Consider the following 22,303-nt stretch of genomic DNA (forward strand, 5'->3'; position numbering starts at 1 on the left):
GATGGCTGAGTACGAGGATGTAAAGCCGCAGCTGACACCGTTGGTAATCGGGTTAACCCGATCTCCCACCATGTGGGGTGTCCCGTATATGGCAGTCGTCGTCGTTATCGGCATCACAATCATAGCATGGCTGGTCAGCAAGTCGTTCTGGACCCTGCTCCTGGCCCCGATCAGCTATGCGGTTCTGTTCTCCCTTTGCGCTTGGGACAACAAAATTCTCGATGTTCTTGAAGTCACCGCGCGCAAAACGCCTCGCACACGCAACAAGTCCTTCTGGGGAACAAATTCGTACGGACCTTAGCTAATGTTGAAAGTCGTCAGAGAAGAACTCGGATTTGGCAAGGTCGCTCATAATGAGCGGCCTATGGCTTCGCATATCCCATATCTGAGGCATATGTCGGATACAGTGATCGGCTTGGAAAACGGCGCTCTCTTGTCGGTCATCAAACTCGACGGCCTCTTTTTCCAAACCGAAGATCAAGCCGAACTCAATATGCGCTCGAATGTTCAGAATACGATCATTCGGGCGCTTGGATCGAGCCGCTTTTCTGTCTGGTCGACCGTAATTCGGCGGCAGGTCGATTCCGAAATCGGCGGCGCATTCGATGATGCGTTCTGCGAACAGCTGAATAACCGCTATATGAGCCAGTTACGCCATAAGCGCATGTTCGCCAATGAAATATATCTCTCGATCGTGCGAACCAATATGCGCGGCGCACTCGGCCTCAGCGACATAGTAAGCCGTGCATTCACACGTTCTGGAGGAGCCGAGGTTCGAGATCAGCAAACGCGTGAGACAGTGACCGAACTCGAAGAGCTCGTTTCCAACATGACGCGCGAGCTGCAGAAATATGGCGCGCGCGAGCTCGGTATAACCTATCGCGATGGAGAGCCATATTCCGAACCGTGCGAGTTCATAAACACCGTTCTGACCTGCGGCGTGCCGCGCAAAATGCGCCTTCCCCGGATGGGAATTCGAAATTACGTCGGAACGTCACGCCTGCATTTCGGTAAGCGGGCGATGCAAACGCAAGCCGCATCCGATGAGGACAATCGTTATGGCGCGATGCTCTCTATCAAAGAGTATCCGCCATACACCGGTCCCGGAATGCTGGACGGGCTGCTACAGGTGAATCATGAGTTCATCCTGACGCAAAGCTTCACAATTTCCGACAAACCGATTGCGCAAGAGCGTATCACCCGGCTTCAGCGCCAGATTGCCGCGTCGGATGAGTCCGGAAGTGCCGTCGAAAGCGATATCGACTTCGCGCTTAACAGTCTCATGAATCAGGAGGCTGTTTTTGGCATTCACCATTTCTCTTTGCTTTGCCTGTCTCGCGACCTTGAAGGTTTGAGCAAAGCAGTTTCCGAACTTGGTAGCTGCCTGACCGACATGAACATCAACTGGCTGCGCGAGGATGTGAACCTTGAAGCGTCCTTCTGGGCACAATTGCCCGGCAACCATAGCTATCGCGCGCGAAAGGCCATGCTGTCTTCGGCAAATTTCTCCGGCCTGTCATCGATGCACAATTTCGCTACCGGTCAATCGGACAATCTTCATTGGGGTCTGCCGATCACGATACTAGAGACCACCTCGCAAACCCCATACTGGTTCAACTTTCATCGTCGCGATATTGGTCACTTCCTTGTCACTGGCCCGACTGGCTCCGGTAAGACCGTCGCCCTGACATTCTTGCTGGCGCAGGCGATGCGCATAAGCCCTACCCCCAAAGCAGTTTTCTTTGACAAGGATAGAGGTGCCGAGATTTTCGTGCGTGCCATGGGGGGAGCTTACGAAGTTCTCTCACCGGGAACACCGACTGGTTTCAATCCGCTTCAGTTGGAAAACACCGGCCCCAATCGTGATTTTCTGCTTCGCCTTTTGAAATCAATGTTGCGATCTAGCGATCAACGCGACTTCAGCCAGGAGGACGCAGACACGCTGGAACGGGCAATTGCCCGTATCATGGAAGAGCCGGCAGCTCAGCGCAACTTACCAAACCTTTCGGGCCTCTTGGTAGGCAGATCGCGGGCAGATGCGAACGACTTGGCGTCAAGGTTGCGTCCTTGGATCGACGGCGAAAAAGCATGGCTTTTCAATGCGCAGCACGATGTGCTGTCATTCTCCGGGCGTAGTGTCTTCGGTTTCGATATGACCAGCATCCTCGGCAACGAGGATATTCGGACGCCCGCGCTGATGTACCTTTATCACCGTCTCGATGAGCTCCTGAACGGCGACCCAGTCATGTTCTTCATGGATGAGGGCTGGCAGCTTCTTATGGACGAAACATTCAGTCATTTCATCATCGACAAGATGAAAACCATTCGTAAGCTCAACGGCATTGTCGGCTTCGGAACGCAGTCCGCCGCCGATATTGCCAAAGCCAAAGCGTCTCACACCCTTATCGAACAGTCGGCCACGAATATTCATTTCCCGAACCCGCGCGCTGACGAAGAGAGCTACATCAAGCGCTTTGGCCTGACGGTTAAAGAATTCAATTTCATCAAAAACACCCCGCCTGAAAAGCGCACGTTTCTCGTCAAGCACGGGAATGACTCGGTCATTGCCCGTCTGGATCTCTCGAAAATGCCTGATCTCGTCAAAGTGCTGTCGGGTCGAAAAGAGACCGTCGAAGAATGTGCTGCGCTGCGGGAACGATATGGCGATGAGCCTCAAAACTGGTTGGCTGAATTCTGCGGATGGGAGAGGAATGATGCATAAGAAAGCTGCTCTATGCATATTTTTGGCGTCAGCAACCATGCCATTGTCGGCGTGGGCTGGTGGCGTTCCTGTCATTGACGGATCTAATTTGTCCGAACGAACGGTCCGGGATCAAAAAACATCGGAAATCGAGAAGACGGATAAAGACCGGTTTTCCCTCAACAAGAGCGTAACATGTGCTGTCTACCGACCGGGGCGCAAGGACGATCCCGTTGCAGCCGCCAAAGCCAATCCGGAAATTTCCGGGTTGGTCAAACGAGTGGCACGCGAAGAGGGTGTAGACGAAAATTTGTTTCTAGGGCTCGTTTATCAGGAAAGCCGCTTTAATCCATGCGCGAAATCGGGCGTAGGGGCTATCGGTTTGGCACAGTTGATGCCTGATACCGCAAAAGAGTTGGGCGTAGATCCGCATAACATTGAACAGAACCTCCGCGGTGGTGCTCGTTATCTTAAACAGCAGCTCAAGCGTTTCAACGGCAACGCCAACCTCGCCCTTGCAGCGTACAATGCTGGCGCTGGCAACGTTAAAAAATACGGCGGCATTCCACCGTTCAAAGAAACGCAGGGGTATGTCCGGAATATCACGCAGAAATGGACGCCGGCGTTCGGCGGGTCAAAGGACCTGCCCATGAATTACGGCGGCGGTGATACAGCATATTCCGGTATGCGGGATTCGACCATCAATTCGATGGCAACGACGCAGGCGACACAGGAAAGTACCGCCAACGTCGCCTCATGGCTCACGCAGCTCGGCGGCATGCAGTCCGGCACAATTCAAGACAGTTGGGATCACAACGCCGGCGCTCGAAATGCGAATCTCGAAATGGTCAACCAGGTGATTGTGCTCGGCAATTCAATGGCCGACCTGCTCAACAGCCGCAATGCAGTTTCAGCCAGTGGCATTTCGGGCGCATCTCAATCGGCTTCGTTCAAGAAGAAAGACGACAAGCCGCGAGAAACGACCGGCGTCTGCGATCCCCGTACTGGACTCGAATGGAATGCTGAAGAAAAAGCCTGCGTTCAAAAGCGTGAACGCGAGGCGAACATCAAACTGAACCTTGATCCTCAATAAGGGAGACTAACAATGAAACGACTGATCATTTCGGCGTCAGCGATTGCCGTAGCTTCGGCATCGTTCGCTCCCATGGCGGCTTATGCAGGTGGCGTCCCTGTCATCGACGCTGCCAATTATGAAGTGGCCAAGCAAACCTCGGTTACGACCGACAAGATCCTTGGGACAAACAAGGAAATCCTGACGACGGTCGAGGAGACATTGAAGGCCGTTACCGGTGATCGCGGCGGCGATGCGAACCAGATGCAAAACCTGGCCGTCGGGAATGGCTTTAGCGTATCATCAATGCCCTCTCTCGACAGCCTTATGTCCGGCGGGGTGCCAAATTTTGGCAGCATGGGCGGTGACATCGCTAAGGTCGCGTCCACTTTCATCAACGGGCTTCAGCTCGTTAAGAACCTGTCGGGGCAAGCAAATAGCAGCTTTAGCGGAGACAAGTCCTATGAACAGATGGTCAACACTGTGCTTGGTGTCGCCGCACTCGTAAATGGTTCGCAACAGGCAGTAACGACGCGCCGAAGCGCTTTTGAACAGGCCGGGCAGAGTATCGGTCAGGCAAAGGACATTAAAGGTTCCATCGACCAAAACACGCAGCTGCAAGTCCAAGCAGGACTGACCATCAATGAACTGATCGGCGTGATGAACGGTGCCGTGTCGTCATTACAGGCCGATAATCAGCGCCGCCTCACCGACATTTCCAATTCCAAGAAGGTGTTGACGTACAGTGCAAACTAACATCGCTAACAGCTTCCTGAAATATTTTATCTTTGCCGCCATTGCAGCCGGCGTTGCCGGCTGCGGAACGGTCAAGGAAAAGACTGCTCCTTGCAAACGTCCCGCAAATCTCACGTCATTTGCCGAAGACATTCGGCAAGACTGTGGACCTATGGCCTTTGTTAATGGCGATCCAGCGACCGCCATTGCTGCGATCAATTCGATAGCGACGGAATAATCGGGGGCCGCTATGCATGATTTCTTGAGCGATCTTTTGGAGAGAATTGATAATTCCGGCGAGAATTTTTCATCGCAGGCTTACAATATTATTGGCTCTGAAATCACGCCGCTGCTCAAGGTGATGTTCATCGCCTATGTTGGATATTACGGTATCCAAGTAATTATGGGGACTTCGCGGATTAGCGTGGCCGAAATTGTTACACGCGTATTCCGCATGGTCTTCATTCTGGCATTAATCAGCAATTGGGGATACTTCAACGATTTTTTCTATAAGTGGCTGAACAATACCCCTGAAGATGTAGGTCGCGCCATCCTGACCGCCACCGGGACGGGAATTACCGAACCGACAAATGGTCTTTCCATGATCTGGAAAACCGCGAATGAGGCGGCTTCCGCGTTTGCCGAGCAATCGGGCTATTTTTCCGTTTTGCCTTCTATGGTTGGCTTTCTCATCATGGCCTGCGTGGCAATCTTCATCGCAGTTGCCCTCGCAATTCTCGTATTAGCCAAGGTGATGTTATGGGTTCTGATCGGAACCGCACCGATTTTTATCGCCTGCATGTTGTTTGAACAATCGCGCAGCCTTGGACAGGCGTGGTTCCAACAGGTTCTTCTATACGCACTGATCCCGTTATTCGTATTTGTCGTCGCCGCTTTCCTTATCGCCGCAATGGACCCTGAACTGACGAAGGTATCCGCTGCCGCTACAGAGCGACGCCTTACCCTCAGTGATATTTCAGCTTTCCTCCTGCTTTGTTTCGCCGGGGCATTTGTCCTGTTGAACATCCAGGTCCTTGCTCAAGGCATTGCAGGAGGCTTGGCCGTCGGTATTGGCGCTGCCGCAACGCGAATTGCTCGCATGACCGGTGTCACCGCTCCAATGCAGATTGCGCGAGCTGGCTTCAAAGGGATCGGCGCGAGCTACCGAGGTGGACGCTCACTTTACAATCGTTTTGGTGGCGGCGGCGGGGGCTCGATTTCCCCGACAAGCCAAGGCGCAAAAGAAGCAATGCAAAACCGAATAAGCAGCAACAGCCTGCCTCGCTGAGGCTGCAGGTTCATAAGAGGTAAAGGGCTAGATCATGACTGATTCCAAAGAAGCTGCATTGAGAACTTATTTTCAGGACGGTGATCGTTGGGAGAACGAAATCGTCCGGAAAGCAAAACGTTCAAAGGCGGTGGCATGGTTCGTAACCATCATATTCGGGCTCGTCGCGCTTTTCGCATTGCTCGCGCTCGTTATGCTGGTTCCGCTAAAATCTTTCGAGCCTGTGATTGTCGTCGTAGACAAGGCTACCGGCTACATCGAAACCAAAAGCGGACTGACAAAAGCGCAAAATCTGACCGATTCACGCGCAATCACGCAAGCCAACGTCGTTCGGTATATCAGGACGCGCGAAGGCTATGATCCTTACGCGATCGATTCAAACTTTGGCACGGCGGCACTATTGTCGACAGGAGATGCCGCTCGCGAATTGCAAGAGCAATATAGCGCCGCGAATCCGAACAATCCGGCGAAGGTCTACGGGAAAAACAAGCGTGTGCTTGTCGATGTGAAGTCTGTCACCTTCCCCAACGATTCAACCGCTCTTGTTCGTTTCTCAACCACCGAAAAGTCCGATACCGATGCCATTACCAAACACTACATAGCTGTCGTGCGCTATCGCTACACGGACGAACCCGCCACAAACGAATGGCGGTTTGAAAATCCCCTCGGCTTCCAGGTTTACAATTACAGACGTGATCAGGAAACCGTCACGGAAGGGAGCAAGGGATGAAAAACCGCTTCCTACTTGCGGCGGCGTTCTCCGCCGCCATCCTTTCGCACGCCCACGCAGCACAGACGCCAAGGGCTGGATCGCTCGATTCACGTGTGACCAGTGTCGTCTACCAGCCTAACAATGTCGTCAAAATTTCCGCGACGTATGGCATATCGACAATGATCATCTTCGATGAAGATGAAAAATTTGAGACCATTTCACTCGGCGATACAGAGAGCTGGCAGGTTGCTCCAACCGAAAAAGGCAACATTCTGTTTGTGAAGCCGACGGCTAAGAACGTCGTTACAAACATGAACGTTGTCACGACCAAGCGCATCTATTTTTTGGAACTGCACGATTATGCGCCCGATGCGGGCAAGAAAGTCTTTGGCGTCCGTTTCATTTACCCCGAGAAGGATTTGAATGCAGCGATGCGCAAAGAGGCCGAATATCGCGCTGCCAACCCGAATATCTCTAAAATCGACAAGGCAAACGTCAATATCGACTATTCCTTTACGGGAGATACGAAACTGAAGCCGTCGATGGTTTTCGATGACGGAAAGAAAACCTTCTTCAAATTCACTGGTCGGACGCCAGCAATCTTTGCAGTAAACAGCGATTTTTCCGAAACATTGCGCAACTTCCGCAAGGAAGGCGAATATCTGGTCGTGGATGGAACGGCAACTCAATACACCCTCCGCGACGGTGATCAGTGGATCTGCATCTTCAACCTTAGAAAGCCGGATTTTGGCGCACCCGATCCCGACATCATGGGTCCTGCGCCTGATCAAGTGGCAACCAAGCGGAGAAGGAGCGGCAACTGATGAAACAGTCTCCCGAACTGGAAGCACTGGCGTCTGCCGATGACGCCGGAGTCAGCAACAAGAATGCAAAGCGGAATCAGACGGCTGCGATGGCGGTATTTCTGCTGGCCGGTGTCGCTATGGCTTATTTCGTTCTCAAACAGCCTTCCGAGAAGCCGCGCGATCTTGTGCGCGGTGACGAGGAGTTCAGCACCACGTCGTTCAGACCGCCGTCTTTCGTGCGCGACCAGGATCAGCCTCCTGCTGCGCCCGAGCCCAACATCATAAATATCCCGCCGCCTCCACCGCCACCGGAGCCGGAGAAAGTCGACACCACGACATTTAATGTCCCTCCCCCACCTCCGCCGACAGTCGCGGTGAAGGAACCCGATCAGGCACCCACGCCGGAGATCGTTGAAGAATTTCCAGACCGGTTCAAATCCAAACTTATTCAGATGGATCAAGCGCGATCAGGCGGAGCAAATGGGGGACTTGGTGGCGATAGTGGCGAGGGAACACCGACTGTTGCTGGCGAAGACAGAAACAGCAAGTTTCTGGCGACAGCCTCGGCAATGGCCGACCGTAATGCCAAGACTACGAAAATCAAGCGCATCGACGCGGTTGTGCCGGAAGGAACGATGATACCCGGTATTCTCGAAACCTCGATTGTAAGCGATCTGCCAGGCCAGGTTCGCACCATCACGTCAGAAGACGTCTACAGTTTTGATGGTCGTCGCATTCTGATTCCGACCGGCACCCGCCTCATTGGTGAATATCAAAGCGACGTCATGACAGGCCAGACCCGCGTTTTCGTAGTCTGGACCCGCTTGCTTAGGGATGATGGTGTAAGCGTGCGTCTGAACTCCGTGGGAACTGATAGCCTTGGCCGTTCCGGCCTGACCGGCATCGTCGACAAAAAATGGCGTGAACGTTTCGGCGCGTCCATCATGTTGTCTGTGGTGGGCGCCGGCGCTAGCTATCTGACTGGTTTCGGCAGCGGGGAAGCCTTCGGTCGTAACAACGATGATGCGAAACGGGGTGAAGAACTAGCCCGCGAAACAATCGCCGAAACATTCTCTCAAATGGCAAATACCGCTCTGAGCGAGAACTTGCGTATCAAACCAACAATCAGCGTCCATCAAGGCGAACGTATCTTCATATTCGTGCGTCAGGACCTCGATTTTTCGGCGATGTACGACGATCCCGTAACAGAAGCGATGAAGGAAATTCAACGTGAACGCAGGGGCAAATAGTGCGGCAGCAGCCACACAAAGCAGATATTACTTCTTAGATCGAGCACTTGAGCCACTGCGGCCATTTCTCAACGATCCAAAGGTCGTGGAAATAGCCGTCAACAAACCAGGTCACGTCTATATCGAGCGACTAGGTGCCGATCACATGGAGTTCCACGAGGTTCATGCGCTTTCATCGGCGGAGATTCAGAATATCGGTGAGCGCGTTGCGGGTGCGACTGATCAGTTCATCAGTAAATCCGCGCCAATCCTGAGCGCAGCGCTTCCGACTGGCGAGCGCATTCAGGTGGTTCTTCCACCTGCTGCACCGGATGGCGGCTCGATATCGATCCGCAAGCAGGTCGTTAGCAATTTCAGCTTGGAAGAATATAGGGATAGCGGTTCGCTGGACAAGGTTTCCGTGGCTGTTGGTGGGCTTAGTGATATTGACCGACTGCTGATCGAGCATCTGAAGCAAAACAGAATTTTCGATTTCATCAACACGGCCATTACGCAACGGGTTTCGATCCTGATTAGCGGCGGTACATCATCGGGAAAGACTACCTTTCTGAATGCCTGCCTGAAATCTGTCCATCCAAAGGAACGAATTATCACGCTGGAAGACACCCGCGAGCTGTTACCGCCCCAGGAGAACCGCGTTCATCTGGTAGCCTCGAAAGGTGGACAGGGCACGGCTGACGTTACAATTCAGCACTTGCTTGAATCGTCCCTTCGTATGCGTCCTGACCGTCTGTTCGTTGGTGAGATCCGCGGAGCTGAAGCGTTTTCATTTCTTCGTGCCATTAACACCGGTCATCCGGGTTCTATGTCGACTGTTCATGCTGATACTCCGCAAGGAGCCTATGAACAGCTTGCCATGATGATGCAACAAGCCGGGCTTTCGGGCGGATATTCGAAGCATGACCTCATGTCGTACATTCGAATGGTCATCCCCATTGTAATTCAGTTGCGCCGAGACGGCGGAAAACGAGGCGTATCGGAGATATTTTTTGCACGAAACGAGGAGCCATGAGCAAGGGATACAAAGCGGTTTATCTAATATTCTGTGCTGGCATCGCATTCTTGGTCTGGACCTTGGCTTATGGAGTCGTACTCGGAGTCATTTATAAAGACAGCCGAATTTTGAATATTACCATCACCGAGAATCCTTTTGCTCCGCTTCAGCAAGTCTGGGCCTATGCGTCCAACTCAACTCTGCAGCGCGTTGCCATCGGGCCCCTATTGCCTGCCATCGCAGCCGCGGTCTTTGCGGGCTATCTTGGTCTCAGAAGCTACGAAAACCCCCTTGGGCGATGCAGCTTTTCAGGACGTCATGGGCCTTCGTCGCGGCAAGTGGTTCCGCAAGAAAGGGCATATATTCGGTCGGTTCGGCCGAAATGTGCTGCGAGCGGCCGACAGTCGCCATCATCTGATAATCGGCCCTACACGATCGGGAAAAGGAGCGGGTTATGTCATTCCAAACGCTCTCATGCATGAAGGGTCAATGATCGTATCCGACTTGAAGGGCGAAATTTTCAAAGCGACAGCAGGGTATCGCAAGAAGAACGGTAGCCAGGTGTTCCTCTTCGCCCCCGGCTCTGAAACGACAAATCGTTATAATCCTCTCGATTTTGTGCGCCCCGAGCGCGGTAATCGCACCACGGATATACAAAATATCGCCAGCATTCTCGTCCCTGAGAATCTAGGCTCTGAAAATTCAGTCTGGCAGGGCTTGGCACAACAAGTCGTAGCCGGGATTATCAGCTATGTTCTGGAGAGCCCCTATTATCACGGACGGCGCAACCTCGGCGAAGTCGTTTCCTTCGTGAACAGTGGTGTTGATCTTCAGGCGCAGATCAAGTTCATCAAGGAAAAAGAGCCGAACCTTTCAAAATATACGGTCGAAAGCTTTAACGCATTTCTGGCATTGTCAGAGCGGGCGGCGGCATCCGCGCTACTGGATATCCAGAACGCGCTTAGACCCTTCCGAAATGAACGTATTGTAGCCGCGACAGAAATAACCGACATGGATATCGCCGCCATGAAACGGCGGCCTATCTCCATTTATCTCGCACCCAATATTACCGATATTACGATCCTGCGCCCACTTCTCACTTTGTTCGTGCAGCAGGTCATGAACATTCTGACTCTGGAACACGATCCCAATTCACTTCCCGTCTATTTTTTGCTGGATGAATTTCGACAGCTTAAAAAGATGGATGAGATTATGACGAAGCTTCCCTATGTGGCTGGTTATAATATCAAGCTAGCTATCATTATTCAGGATCTCAAGAATCTCGACGAGATTTATGGCGAGACTTCCCGTCACTCCCTTCTCGGCAACTGTGGTTATCAGCTGGTGCTAGGTGCCAACGATCAGGCCACGGCGGAATATGCGTCCCGTGCACTCGGAAAAAGAACTATCCGTTACAAGTCGGAATCCCGCACCATCGAGATTCTCGGTTTACCTCGGCGCACAAAAGTTGAGCAAATCCGAGAACGCGATTTGATGATGCCGCAAGAAGTACGGCAAATGCCAGAAAGCAAAATGATCTTGCTCGTTGAAGGACAGCGACCGATCTATGGTGACAAGCTGCGATTTTTCAACGCCCAACCCTTCAAATCCGCTGAAGCTTATTCGCAATCGCACGTTCCTGATGTGCCGACGATTGAATATCTACCTCATAGGCCAGTTCCAGCACTGACGAGCGAATACGCAAACGACGCGCACCAGGCCGTCGAGCAGATCATTACCCCCCAGCCCCCTCGCGCTCAACAGCACGAGGAAGCTTCGCAAGAAGCTAGCGCAGCGAACTCCGCGTCGGCTCCTGAAGCTGCTGTCACACAGCAAGTAAATAACAGAACGGTCAATCTGAGCGTCAAATTGCCAACAACCTGCCATGACACGAATACACCAATTTCACCAGACGATATCAATGACCGGATTGAGGAGGTCGAAGCGCAGCTAAAACCGAGCGCAGAGCGATTATTGCAGGCTGTTAATGAAAAAGTCGAAGCCTCTGGCGTGTCTCCTCGAAAGCGGAAAAGTTATCTCGACATATTCAACGCTACAGTGCCAGATCCCGAAGATCTCGGACTGATGACCAATGTCACGTTGTGAAAATAACCGCAGCGCGCAGGAGAACCAGCTGGTAGAATTAAGTCGACTAGGGACATTCGTCTTGCTTACCTTGTAGCGACAGAAGATTGAAGAGAAGGTTTGAACTTAACTGGATTTACTCAACCCTGTTGAGTAAATGATGGCGCACTCAAACTTGATAACGGTTTAAGAATCATTTATTATACTCAGTATGGCTGAGCAAAGTACCTCACTCTTAAACCGACTTGAGAAAGACCTGCCAGAAGGGTTGATCGTGGATGCTGCCTGGCTGCAAGAGCGCGGCATCGCCAGTAACCTACGCGCTTACTACGTTAAGAACGGCTGGCTGGAACAGCCGGTACGTAGCGTCTATAAAAAACCGCGCGGCACGCTGAGTTGGCAGCAAGTCATCATATCGCTCCAGACCCTGCTTTCACGAGCGCCGCTCTATGTCGGCGGACGCACGGCGTTAGAATTACAGGGCTTTGCGCATTACCTCGCTCACGAGACCAGGATTGTTCATCTCTACGGATCGGAAAAGCCGCCTGCATGGCTGAACAAACTGCAACTGCCCCAGCGCTTTGTCTATCACAACAGCGCTACCTTGTTCCGCAATGAACCAATCACACAAGGGCTTGGCAGCTTCGCATGGGGGCAGTGGGACTGGCCTATGACGCTTTCGCAGCCTGAGCGAGCTTATCTCGAAATGCTCGATGAACTGCCGCGCCATGAGAGTTTCCATCAGGCCGATATGATTATGCAAAGTGCCGCAAATTTCAGCCCGAGGCGGCTGCAAAAACTGCTTCTGGATTGCGACAGCGTGAAGGTCAAACGTCTGTTCTTTTATTTCGCAGATCGTCATGGCCATGCGTGGCTCAAGCGACTGGACAAAACCACAATCGATCTCGGGAAGGGTAAGCGCATGCTTGTGCCCGGTGGTAAGCTTGATCCGGTCTATCACATCACCGTACCGAGGGACTTCGATGGCATTTCGTGATCAGTACCAGGGCCAAGTCAGGCTGCTTATGCGTCTGATTCCTATTGTGGCGCGCGAAACCTGTTTTGCTCTCAAGGGTGGAACCGCGATTAATCTCTTTATACGCAATCTGCCGCGCCTCTCCGTTGACATCGACCTCATGTATTTGCCCATCAACGACAGGCCGGAGGCGTTGGCGGACATTGACGCAGCCATGAAGCGGATCAAAACGTCAACTTTAGCGGAAGTACCCGGTGCTCGCGTCGCCGAAAACGTCCACGATAGCGCGATCTTGCGGCTTCTTGTCATGGCCGAGGGAACACAAGTGAAGATTGAAGTCTCCCCTGTCTTGCGCGGCGTAGTGCACGAGCCTTCTGTGATCCCTGTCACCGAGGCGGTCGAAGAGGTCTTCGGTTTTGCCGAAACTAGCGTCGTGTCCTTTGAAGACCTGTTTGCAGGAAAATTGGTTGCTGCGCTTGATCGCCAGCATCCACGTGATCTCTTCGATGTGCGCAGTCTGTTCGCCCATGAAGGGCTGAGCGACGAGTTGCGCGAAGTTTTTCTTGTTTATCTCCTCAGCCACAATCGTCCCATGGGCGAGGTGCTTTCGGGCCGGGTCAAAGACCTCGCGAATGAATACCGCAATGGTTTCGAAGGCATGACCGAGGAGGTGGTTCACATTGAAGAACTGATCGAAGCGCAGCAGCAGATGATTGAGGAACTGATCGACGGTATGCCGGATGAGCACCGCGAATTTCTGATCGGATTCGAGCGTGGTGAACCGGATTGGTCCTTGCTGAAGATCGGCCATGTTGCAGAGCTTCCGGCAATCCGCTGGCGGCAGCGAAATCTCGACAAACTCAAACCTGTTCAGCGCTCCGCCCTGGTCGAATTGCTGCGATCTTCCCTTGATCGGCGTGCACAAAAATAGCTGTTCCGCAGCATAAACCTTAAATGCAGCCGGAGCTTTAAAGGCTGAGAATGCGCGCGGCCAGCTTTGTTTCAGGTATCGAAGCAGAGCGTCATCGACCTTGATTGTGGCCTGCAGCACTGGGCCAGTGCTGCAAAAAGGAACAACCCACTAATAGATTTTTTGTTGATCCCGTCTTTTGGAGAGACCGCAACGCTGATTTGTCGTCGGGCTAGCATCCAGAACGGTCCGCATTGCGCCTCATTTCGGTCATTAAACCCGAATCGGGAACTCCCAAAAGCAGACGCGCATCTTATAACCATTATAATAGTTAGGAGGAAATTTAAACCTGCTAGGCGCCCCAAATACCGATTGCCCGTTAAAGCACTCTGCAGCCGCCGAGCGTGCGCCTTAGCCTCAGGGGGCGAGGAGCAGGCAAAGATTAGAGTAGAAACGGCGGCGTTGTCTCAACAATATTCGCTGATTGGCAGGTTACCGGCCTAATGACGTGACGCATTTGCATGCAATATTTTAGTGATCAAATCGGGCGAGGTTCGGCTCTCATAATGGAAATAAATATACCCGTCTGCCAATCATCGATGTAACCTCTAAAATAAAGAATGCCAGATCTGAATTTTCAGGATATTGTTCGGCTCAACTGGATTGTTGCCGTTCGGCTTCTCCTGCGGCCCCCCTTGATGTGCTGTTCGCCAATAACTGACTTTTTGTCGGTGACGTCGCAATCGTCTGACGTTCCGACTCGAAGGGAATGTCGTCTGCACGGTGGCGAAGAGGAACGATTGATAGCGATGCTTCGCTCTCGGCGACGCGTTCCTCGATCGCCAAGAATCAGATCCTGCAGTGACCAGGCGGACACTCGCTGTGGTATCGTAGCGAGTCGACCAGATTTTGTAAATTCAGCGGCACACGTCTGAACATCCGCGGACAGTGGCTACGCGGGGCAGATCGTGAACCGCATATTTTTGGAGGTGCACGTCACAAACTGCATATGTGGATCGTCATAGGGATGTAACGCTCATTATAGGAGGCGACTGTGACGGATAAGCCCGTGAATCATTACAAGACCGTGCCCAATGTCTTTGCTGCACTGGAAAAAGTGCACGTTGCTATCGATGAGCATGGACTCGACCGGATGCTACACCATCTCGTCCAGCTTCGTGCATCTCAGCTCAACGGCTGCGCTTATTGCGTGAAGATGCACACGAAGGAAGCGCGGGACGATGGCGAGATCAATGAGCGGCTTGATCGCTTGGTGGTCTGGGATCATGTGAGCGACTTTTCGGCCAAGGAACGTGCCGCGCTCGCATGGACGGAAGCGCTGACCCAGATCGAGCGCAAGACCGATTATGGCGCGCTGCGCGCCGAACTGCGTGCGCACTTCAGCGATGCCGAGATCAGCGCGCTCACGACCACTGTTGCGATGATCAATCTGTGGAATCGCATTCAAGTGTCTGCGCACTGACATGGGGGGCGACGCAGACATTTTCGAGACCCGGCGGCCGTTTCTGACTGGTTTGGCTTACCGTATTCTCGGCTCATTCGCGGAAGCGGAAGATGCTGTTCAGGACACATGGCTGAAGTGGCGAAGCGCTGAGCACGGGGCTGTTTCCGATCCCGCGGCTTGGCTGACCACCGCCTGTACGCGCCGTTGCATCGATATGCTGCGCTCGGCGCGCCGCACGCGGATTGACTATGTAGGCGCGTGGCTGCCGGAGCCGATCCAGACGATGACCGAGGAAACGCCGGAAAGCGTAGTGGAACTGTCCGCATCACTCTCTCTCGCCTTCCTGCTCATGCTGGAGCGTCTCGCCCCAAAGGAACGGGCGGCTTTTCTCCTGCGCGAGATCTTCGACCAGTCCTACGAGGATGTCGCCGCTACGCTAGGCGTCCGGGAGGCGGCCTGCCGCAAGCTGGTTTCACGCGCGCGCAGTCGTGTCGGGCGTGCAGAACCGGGTGCGACCGTGCCAAAGGAGCGACAGGACGAACTGCTCGCAGCTTTTCAGACAGCGGTCACGACTGGAATGACCACAGAACTCGCGGCGCTGATGGCAGAGGACATCGAGCTTCGGGCCGATGGCGGCGGCAAGGCCCCAACCTTGCTCATGCCCCTGTTCGGCAAGACGGACGTGCTCAATTTCCTGGGCGAAGCCCTTCATGGCTACTGGCAGGGTTACAGATGGCAGCCCGCCGACATCAACAGTAACCGTGGAGCGCTTGTCTTCGACGGTGCGAACATCGCCGCATCTGTCAGCCTCGCCTGCGACGCGCGAGGTTCACTGAAAGGCGTCTACATCATGCGCAATCCCGACAAACTCGCGCGTCTCGGCGACGCAGAAAAGACTCTTCAATGACGAGGACGGACACGATTTCAACCGCGCCAGGCTGGGGCGATCTGCTTTCCGGCGGCAACCTGATCCGCTCCCTCGCGTTGAGCGGCGGGGTCGCCCTTCATGCGGTCAACCTCTACATTTCGACAACGATCCTGCCGTCCATCGTCCGCGAGATCGGCGGATTGGACTACTACGCCTGGAACACGACGCTGTTTGTCATCGCGTCGATCCTAGGCGCAGCGCTATCCTCTCCGCTCCTTGTCCGCGGAGGGCCGAGGGGCAGCTATCTCGTGGCCACGGTCATCTTTATTGGCGGTACGCTGGTATGCGCCACTGCCAGCACGATGGAAATCATGCTGGTCGGGCGGTTCATCCAGGGCTTCGGTGGCGGCGTATTGCTGGCGCTGGCCTATGCCATGGTCCGCCGGGTTTTCGCGGAACCGCTGTGGCCCCGCGCATTGGCGCTTCTGTCCAGCATGTGGGGCATTGCAACCCTTCTCGGTCCAGCGGTCGGTGGAATCTTCGCCGAGATCGGCCTGTGGCGCGGCGCATTCTTCTTCCTGGTTCCGCTTGCGGGGATCGTTGCTCTCGCGGCAGTCCTCGTCCTACCGGCACGCGAGGAGGGATCGGGTGAGATGGAGCCGCTGCCTGTCGTGCAGCTTGCTCTGCTGACGCTCGCCGTCTTTGCCGCGTCCTGGGGCGGCGTCGGCGCCGGGATATCGTCAACGGCTGGCGCAATGACGGTGGCTCTGGTTCTGGTCGCACTTATGGTCGTGGCCGAGCGTCGGGCGAAGCACAGACTGCTCCCGGCCGGCACGCTCACACTACCCACAGCGCTCGGCAGCCTCTACGCTGCGTCCGCGCTTCTGGCTGTCACGGTCACCTGCACCGAGATCTTCCTGCCGCTCTTCCTGCAGGAGTTGCATGGCAGCTCGCCTCTTCAAGCCGGCTACATCGCCGCCGTTATGTCAGCGGGTTGGACTGCGGCGGCAATCTATGGGTCCGGGCTTCAGGGTAATCGCCGCATCAGGGCGGTGCACGCAGGGCCGGTTCTATCTCTTGTCTCCATGGGTGTGCTCGGTGTCGTCATACCCTGGCCGAGTGTGGACAGCGATTGGCTTCCGCTCACCCTCATCTGTACAGCTCTGGTGATCGGCGGAGTAGGCGTCGGCCTTTCCTATCCGCATCTGTCGACTGCTGTGCTGCAGGTGGCGCCAGAGGGCGAGGAAGACAATGCGGCCTCTTCCATCATGACGGTGCAGCTTTGCGCCACGGCATTCGGAGCGGCCTTCGCGGGACTGGTGGTCAATCTTGCGGGGGCGAGCGGCGATGGTGACGGCATGGACACGGCCAATGCGGCCAGGTGGCTCTGCATCGCCATGGCGGTGGCTCCGGCGCTCTGCCTTGTCGTCATGAATAGTGCGTCGTTCAGGCAGGCAACTGACAGGTGTCGGTAAGACCTGCTGGAGAACGCGCCTGTGCGCACGTGAGTTGCGAAAACGTTCCAACAACTCATTTGAAGCGCGTTCAAGCAACCAGGGAGACATATCTATGCAGTTGGAAGAAGTGGCTTTCCTGAAGCCAAATACAGACCTGCTCAATCGCCTGCTGCCGGTCGCACGAGGCGTATTTACCGACACTTTCTCGCAGCGCTACGAGCCAGCCGCGTTCGAGCGTTTTTGTGAGGAAGTGTATCGTCCCGGCGGAACCATGTCGCGGGACTTCAACGCGCCTGGCGTGCGCTGGCTGGTGGGGGTGGCCGCAGGTCAGCCGATCGGCTATGCGAAACTGACCCCGCTCCGCGCGCCTGCCGTTAATCCGGATCCGACAGCGTTGGAGCTGCAGCAACTTTACGTCGTGCGGCAGTGGCATGGTACCGGCGTTGCTGATCGCCTCACGAGTTGGGCTCTCGAAACCGCAGCTACCGAGAATGCACGCGAAGTTTACCTGACGGTCTTTGATCACAACGAGCGTGCCAAGCGATTCTACGCTCGTTACGGCTTTGAAGAGGTAGGACGATGCACGTTTCAGCTCGGCGATCGTGTGGACGACGATCGAATTTGGCGTGTGCGCTTGCCCCGATAGCCTATCGGGTTGCTGTGTCCTTAAAGTCTCTTTGAACGACCGCTAAGTGGGAGCGATAGCCGTGCCCCCCTGCTCAGCATGGAGAGTTAGTCAGATGGCATTTACTCAACCAATCAAGGATGTTGCCGCGTTGACCGACTTCGGGCGGCAGCAGCTTTCCGAACATTTCTTTATGCGCGAGATGTTGTATTCGGAGGTTGGTAATTTTTACGGAATTCCCAATGTTCCCGACGATCCAGAGCTTGCCTTGCAGGTGGGGCGTGCGGTCGCAACGCTGCTGCTGGAGCCGCTAAAACGCGCGTTCGGCCATGTGTCGGTGCGCAGCGGTTACCGCTCTCCAACCCTGAATGCCTTCTGTAACGAACGTTTTCGAGCGGGAGACACCGCTTGCTGGTGTACAGACAATGATCTGAATGCTGCACGCCACATTTGGGACCGGCACGACAGCGATGGGCATCTTGGCGGAACCGTAACCGTTTTCATCCCGGCCTATCTCGAATTTTACAGGAAAACCGAAGACTACCGACCTCTCGCGTGGTGGATTCGCGATCACATAGACGACTATGCCGAGCTGTTCTTCTTTAAGAACCTCTGCGCGTTCAACATCCGTTGGTATGAAGGGGCTTCGGACAAGGCGATCTGGCATCTCGATCCGCCAACGCGCACTATACTGACCAAACGGGGTATCGACGGGTTTGATGGAGACCACAGTCGGTTCTACCGCTCAATCCTCGACACGCGTGAATAGGAACACTTTCGTATCATTGCGTATCGTTGTCAGGGGAGCGGATCAGCGTGCGCTGTATGCGCTACCTGTTTTCCCGACTGGTGCAGAAGTTCGATTATTACGAATCGCGTAATAATGAAGTGCCAACTTTGGGCGTTCTGTCTGAATATCGTCCGTAGCACCCTGCGACTGCGGATCGGGAATGGACCCGGACGACACTCGCAGGAGCGCAGAATGAAGCTTTATCACCATCCGCTGTCGGGCCATTCTCACCGGGCACGGCTCTTCCTTTCGCTGCTCGGCCTGTCTCATGACCTGGTCGAAGTCGATCTCAAGTCGGGCGCACACAAGAAGACGGACTTCCTCGAAATGAACCCGTTCGGCCAAGTCCCCGTCCTTGATGACGATGGTGTCTTCATTTCCGATTCCAACGCGATCCTGGTCTATCTTGCGAGGAAGGCCGCCCGCACCGATTGGCTGCCGGAAGATGCGAAGGGTGCCGCCGCCGTCCAGCGCTGGCTGTCGGTTGCCGCCGGCGAAATCGCCTATGGCCCGGCCGCCGCGCGACTGATCACGGTCTTCGGCGCCAAGTTCAATCCGGAAGAAGTCATCAATCGCGCGCACACGGTACTGGGCAGAATGGAAAGCCAGCTCACCGGTCGCGACTGGCTGGTTGGCGACCGCCCGACGATCGCAGACGTCGCCATCTACAGCTATGTGGCACGCGCTCCCGAAGGAAACGTCGATCTTTCGGACTACCCGGCCGTCGGCGCCTTCCTCCGCCGTGTGGAAGCGCTGCCGGGTTTTGTGGATTTCGTCCGCATGCCGGTCGGCCTCGCAGCAGCCTGAACGCGATCGGAGCGCGCCTGCCCGCGCGCTCTGCCACTCCTGGAGGGCGGGACATGCGCGACAAGACACTGCCGACATGGCACGAAGGCGAAAGGCTCCTTCAGGAGAAGGTGGGCGTCGTCGAACGCATGGCCGACGTTGGGCAGCGCGTCGTCCGCGACTACATGCCCGACCAGCATCGCGACTTCTACGCCCATCTCCCCTTGATCGTGCTCGGCAGCGTCGATTCCGGGGATGACGCATGGGCGACCTTCGTCGAGGGCCGTCCCGGCTTCATGTCCTCTCCTTCGCCGGCCGTGCTCGACATTGCGGCGCCGACGGACGCAACCGACCCTGCCAGCGGGGGCATCGCGGACGGCAAGCCGGTCGGTCTGCTCGGCATCGAAATGCATACCCGTCGGCGCAATCGCATGAACGGGTTCGTTTCCGCGATGGAGGACGGCTTTCGCGTCAATGTCGACCAGAGCTTCGGAAACTGTCCACGCTATATCCAACTGCGTGATTTCGCATTCACTCGCGAACCCGGGCAGGCATTCTCGGGCACCATAGAGAACCTTCCCGAATTCGACGGCCCGGCCCGTGCCATGATCAGAAGCGCCGACGCCTTCTTCGTCGCATCCTATGTCGACCGCGAAGACAGGCGGCAGGTGGATGTCTCCCATCGTGGCGGAAATGCCGGTTTCGTCCGTGTCGGGGATGACGGGACGCTGACGATCCCGGACTTCGACGGCAACCTGTTCTTCGCGACGCTCGGCAACATCCTGCTGAACGGCAAGGCGGGGCTGCTTTTCGTGGACTTCACGACAGGCGATATGCTGCAAACGACCGGTGACGCCGAGGTCATTCTGGACTCCCCCGAGATCGCTGCCTTTCAGGGGGCCGAACGACTCTGGGCGTTCAAGCCCCGGCGGATCGTCCGCCGCGCCAATGCCCTGGCTCTGCGTTGGGGCTTCCAAAAGGACGGTTGGTCCCCAAGTACCCTGATGACGGGCAACTGGGCGCAGGCTGCCGACCGGCTGCGCGCGGCTGAACTTGCCAGACAGTGGCGCCCGCTGACTGTTACCAGGATCGTCAAGGAAAGCGAAACGATCCGCTCGTTCCACCTGCAGCCAGGCGATGACGCGGGAGTTCTGCCGCATGCCGCCGGGCAACACCTGCCGATTCGCGTGACGCCGCCAGGCCGCGAAAAGCCCGTGATCCGCACCTACTCGCTTTCCGTCGCGCCCTCGGACGGCATCTACCGCATAAGTGTCAAGCGGAACGGACTGGTATCGCAGTTTCTGCATGACAGCGTTGCCGTCGGCGACATAATCGAGGCGCGAGCACCCGCCGGCGGCTTCACCATCGACGCCGGGGCGACACGCCCGGCCGTGCTCGTTGCCGGCGGCGTCGGGATTACGCCACTGCTCGCGATGCTCCGTCACATTGTCTACGAAGGGCTTCGCACGCAGCGCGTTCGTCCCGTCACGCTGTTCCATGCCGCGCGTTCAAAGGCCGAGCGTCCCTTCGAAAAGGAAATAGCCGAACTTGCCGACGCGACGAAAGGCGTGATGCGCGTTGTTCGGGTCCTGAGCGACACCGACGGCGCCGAAATGGGCATCGATTACGATGCCGCCGGCAGAATCGACATGGCGCTGCTGACCCGCCACTTGCCGTTCAACGACTACGACTTCTATCTCTGCGGCCCGCCGCAGTTCACCCAGGCGCTTTACGACGGGCTTCGGGGCTACAATATCGCTGACGACCGCATTCATGCCGAGACGTTCGGCCCCTCGTCCCTGAAGAGAGACTCTGACTCGGCCGCGCCTGTGCCGGTTCCGGCCCGCCCACCGCCATCAACCCGACCCGTGCCTGTCGTGTTCACGAACTCGCTGAAGGAGGCGCGCTGGATGCCCGATTCCGGCTCGCTGCTGGAACTGGCGGAAGCGCGCGGCCTCGAACCCGAGTTCAGTTGCCGCGCGGGAACCTGCGGCACATGCCGCACCCAACTGATCGAGGGCGCGGTGACCTATCTGAAGGAGCCGACCGCACAGGTCGACGAAGGTGAGGTCCTGCTCTGCTGCGCCGTCCCTTCAGACCAGAACCGGGGCGGTATCCAGCTTGCTGTCTGAGGGCGGGACTGCTCCACATTCCCGACCTCGATCTTCAGCTTCAGACCGCCTTGACTGTGAACATATGAGAACGTCGTTTCGACAACCAGAGGAGCCAAAAGATGTCTCGTCCCCCCCTTCCCCCTTTCACGGAGCAAAGCGCCGTCGAAAAGGTCCGCCTTGCGGAAGATGGCTGGAATACCCGCGATCCCGCGAAAGTCGCTCTCGCCTATACCTTGGACACGCGGTGGCGCAACCGCGTTGAATTCGTTACAAACCGTGCCGAAGCCGAAGCCTTCCTGACCCGCAAGTGGAATAAGGAACTGGAGTACCGCCTGATCAAGGAGCTCTGGGCCTTCACAGGAAACCGGATCGCAGTGCGCTACGCCTATGAGTATTGCGATGACAGCGGTCAATGGTTCCGCGCCTATGGCAACGAGAACTGGGAATTCGCCGAGGACGGCCTGATGCGAACCCGCCATGCCAGCATCAACGAACGTCCGATCACTGAAGCCGAGCGCAGGTTTCGCTGGCCGCTTGGCCGCCGGCCAGACGGTCACCCTGACCTGAGCGACTTCGGCTTTTAAGGCAATTTCAGCAAAAGTGCGAAGCGGTTTAGTGTCCGAGAATCGCATTAATATAAGAGTTAGCGTGTTTCGCGATCCAAAGAAA

At 55.5% G+C, this 22,303-nt stretch carries 20 protein-coding genes and 1 pseudogene; all 21 read left to right on the plus strand.

Annotation, left to right across the window (positions count from 1 at the left end):
* Window position 1: 1 nt before the first annotated feature.
* The 21 genes and pseudogenes from JNC80_RS17095 (at window position 2) to JNC80_RS17195 (ending at window position 22,218) form a co-directional block, all read left to right on the plus strand.
* Window positions 2-301 carry a VirB3 family type IV secretion system protein gene (locus JNC80_RS17095; RefSeq protein ID WP_094544258.1) on the plus strand — a complete coding sequence of 100 codons (300 nt, stop codon included), beginning with the start codon at window positions 2-4 and terminating at the stop codon, window positions 299-301.
* Between the two features lie 3 nt (window positions 302-304).
* Window positions 305-2,722, plus strand: coding sequence for a VirB4 family type IV secretion/conjugal transfer ATPase (locus JNC80_RS17100; RefSeq protein WP_376711009.1), 2,418 nt, complete (start codon window positions 305-307; stop codon window positions 2,720-2,722).
* Window positions 2,715-3,794 (plus strand): lytic transglycosylase domain-containing protein, encoded by a 1,080-nt coding sequence (locus tag JNC80_RS17105; RefSeq protein ID WP_376711054.1) that lies wholly within the window; start codon window positions 2,715-2,717, stop codon window positions 3,792-3,794. The genes JNC80_RS17100 and JNC80_RS17105 overlap by 8 nt, the downstream gene beginning before the upstream one ends.
* Before the next feature lie 12 nt (window positions 3,795-3,806).
* Entirely contained in the window at window positions 3,807-4,529 is a 723-nt protein-coding gene (locus tag JNC80_RS17110; protein ID WP_376711010.1) for a type IV secretion system protein, read from the plus strand.
* Entirely contained in the window at window positions 4,519-4,746 is a 228-nt protein-coding gene (locus tag JNC80_RS17115) for a hypothetical protein (RefSeq protein WP_376711011.1), read from the plus strand. Before JNC80_RS17110 ends, JNC80_RS17115 begins: the two co-directional genes overlap by 11 nt.
* Before the next feature lie 12 nt (window positions 4,747-4,758).
* Complete coding sequence (locus JNC80_RS17120) at window positions 4,759-5,796, plus strand: TrbL/VirB6 family protein (RefSeq protein ID WP_011982853.1); 1,038 nt, start codon at window positions 4,759-4,761, stop codon at window positions 5,794-5,796.
* 34 nt (window positions 5,797-5,830) lie between these two features.
* Window positions 5,831-6,526 (plus strand): VirB8 family type IV secretion system protein, encoded by a 696-nt coding sequence (locus tag JNC80_RS17125; protein WP_376711012.1) that lies wholly within the window; start codon window positions 5,831-5,833, stop codon window positions 6,524-6,526.
* Window positions 6,523-7,332 carry a TrbG/VirB9 family P-type conjugative transfer protein gene (locus JNC80_RS17130; protein ID WP_011982855.1) on the plus strand — a complete coding sequence of 270 codons (810 nt, stop codon included), beginning with the start codon at window positions 6,523-6,525 and terminating at the stop codon, window positions 7,330-7,332. The genes JNC80_RS17125 and JNC80_RS17130 overlap by 4 nt, the downstream gene beginning before the upstream one ends.
* Window positions 7,332-8,564 (plus strand): type IV secretion system protein VirB10, encoded by a 1,233-nt coding sequence (gene virB10, locus JNC80_RS17135; protein WP_376711013.1) that lies wholly within the window; start codon window positions 7,332-7,334, stop codon window positions 8,562-8,564. Before JNC80_RS17130 ends, virB10 begins: the two co-directional genes overlap by 1 nt.
* Window positions 8,545-9,576 carry a P-type DNA transfer ATPase VirB11 gene (virB11, locus tag JNC80_RS17140; protein ID WP_011982857.1) on the plus strand — a complete coding sequence of 344 codons (1,032 nt, stop codon included), beginning with the start codon at window positions 8,545-8,547 and terminating at the stop codon, window positions 9,574-9,576. Before virB10 ends, virB11 begins: the two co-directional genes overlap by 20 nt.
* A pseudogene (locus JNC80_RS17145) lies at window positions 9,573-11,664 on the plus strand (type IV secretory system conjugative DNA transfer family protein). Before virB11 ends, JNC80_RS17145 begins: the two are co-directional and overlap by 4 nt.
* 190 nt (window positions 11,665-11,854) lie before the next feature.
* The gene (locus tag JNC80_RS17150; protein ID WP_376711014.1) at window positions 11,855-12,640 is read left to right on the plus strand and encodes a type IV toxin-antitoxin system AbiEi family antitoxin domain-containing protein; all 786 of its coding nucleotides are present in this window, start codon (window positions 11,855-11,857) and stop codon (window positions 12,638-12,640) included.
* Window positions 12,627-13,550, plus strand: coding sequence for a nucleotidyl transferase AbiEii/AbiGii toxin family protein (locus tag JNC80_RS17155; protein ID WP_376711015.1), 924 nt, complete (start codon window positions 12,627-12,629; stop codon window positions 13,548-13,550). Before JNC80_RS17150 ends, JNC80_RS17155 begins: the two co-directional genes overlap by 14 nt.
* A 1,033-nt stretch (window positions 13,551-14,583) precedes the next feature.
* Window positions 14,584-15,012 carry a carboxymuconolactone decarboxylase family protein gene (locus JNC80_RS17160; protein ID WP_376711016.1) on the plus strand — a complete coding sequence of 143 codons (429 nt, stop codon included), beginning with the start codon at window positions 14,584-14,586 and terminating at the stop codon, window positions 15,010-15,012.
* Window position 15,013: 1 nt separating this feature from the next.
* Window positions 15,014-15,901, plus strand: coding sequence for an RNA polymerase sigma factor SigJ (gene sigJ, locus JNC80_RS17165; RefSeq protein WP_151558448.1), 888 nt, complete (start codon window positions 15,014-15,016; stop codon window positions 15,899-15,901).
* Complete coding sequence (locus tag JNC80_RS17170; protein ID WP_376711017.1) at window positions 15,898-17,337, plus strand: MFS transporter; 1,440 nt, start codon at window positions 15,898-15,900, stop codon at window positions 17,335-17,337. The genes sigJ and JNC80_RS17170 overlap by 4 nt, the downstream gene beginning before the upstream one ends.
* A gap of 94 nt (window positions 17,338-17,431) precedes the next feature.
* Window positions 17,432-17,965, plus strand: coding sequence for a GNAT family N-acetyltransferase (locus tag JNC80_RS17175; RefSeq protein ID WP_125270196.1), 534 nt, complete (start codon window positions 17,432-17,434; stop codon window positions 17,963-17,965).
* A 94-nt stretch (window positions 17,966-18,059) separates the two neighbouring features.
* Window positions 18,060-18,713 carry a hypothetical protein gene (locus JNC80_RS17180; RefSeq protein WP_151558453.1) on the plus strand — a complete coding sequence of 218 codons (654 nt, stop codon included), beginning with the start codon at window positions 18,060-18,062 and terminating at the stop codon, window positions 18,711-18,713.
* A 213-nt stretch (window positions 18,714-18,926) separates the two neighbouring features.
* Complete coding sequence (locus JNC80_RS17185; RefSeq protein WP_139976365.1) at window positions 18,927-19,541, plus strand: glutathione S-transferase family protein; 615 nt, start codon at window positions 18,927-18,929, stop codon at window positions 19,539-19,541.
* A 53-nt stretch (window positions 19,542-19,594) separates the two neighbouring features.
* A complete protein-coding gene (locus tag JNC80_RS17190; protein ID WP_376711018.1) occupies window positions 19,595-21,652 on the plus strand; it encodes a 2Fe-2S iron-sulfur cluster-binding protein in 2,058 nt (685 codons plus the stop codon).
* A 101-nt stretch (window positions 21,653-21,753) separates the two neighbouring features.
* Complete coding sequence (locus tag JNC80_RS17195) at window positions 21,754-22,218, plus strand: nuclear transport factor 2 family protein (RefSeq protein ID WP_109989436.1); 465 nt, start codon at window positions 21,754-21,756, stop codon at window positions 22,216-22,218.
* Window positions 22,219-22,303 lie beyond the last annotated feature (85 nt).

Source organism: Pseudochrobactrum lubricantis, assembly GCF_041929865.1.
In the GTDB taxonomy this organism is placed as follows: domain Bacteria; phylum Pseudomonadota; class Alphaproteobacteria; order Rhizobiales; family Rhizobiaceae; genus Pseudochrobactrum; species Pseudochrobactrum saccharolyticum.